This window comes from Achromobacter sp. GbtcB20, from assembly GCF_019091095.1.
Classification (GTDB): Bacteria; Pseudomonadota; Gammaproteobacteria; order Burkholderiales; family Burkholderiaceae_B; genus Achromobacter; species Achromobacter mucicolens.
The window spans coordinates 1-435 of sequence record NZ_JAGXJZ010000246.1 but is presented as its reverse complement, the minus strand read 5'-3'; the positions used below and the strand labels follow the sequence as shown (position 1 = coordinate 435).

The 435-nt window shown below is 69.7% G+C and carries 1 protein-coding gene; it reads left to right on the top strand.

The genetic code is table 11. The annotated features are described in order from the left end of the window. Nucleotides 1-50: 50 nt before the first annotated feature. Nucleotides 51-435: efflux RND transporter permease subunit (locus KVT32_RS28820; protein WP_371825634.1), on the top strand; the 385-nt coding region annotated here is incomplete at its 3' end.

The following is a 435-nucleotide window of genomic DNA, read 5'->3' as shown; positions in this document are numbered from 1 at the left end:
AGCGGCCCCTGGACGCCCCGCTATTGAAGGAGTTTCCCGAGATCGAGCGCATGTCCGCCCGCGTCGGCACCTCGGAGGTGGCGGCCGACCCTATGGCGCCGAACGCGGCCGACAGCTACATCATGCTGCGCCCGCGCAGCCAGTGGCCGACACCGCGCAAGACGCATGCCGAACTGGTGCAGGCCATCACCGAGGCGGCGCAGCGCGTACCGGGCAACAGCTACGAGTTCTCGCAGCCGATCCAGCTGCGCTTCAACGAATTGATCTCGGGCGTGCGCAGCGACGTCGCGGTCAAGGTGTTCGGCGACGACACCGAGGCCATGCTGGCCACCGCCCAGCAGGTCGCGCGCGTGTTCGGCAAGGTCGCGGGCGCGGCGGAGGTGAAGGTCGAGCAGCTGGAGGGGCTGCCGGCGCTGACGCTGAACGTGGACCGCA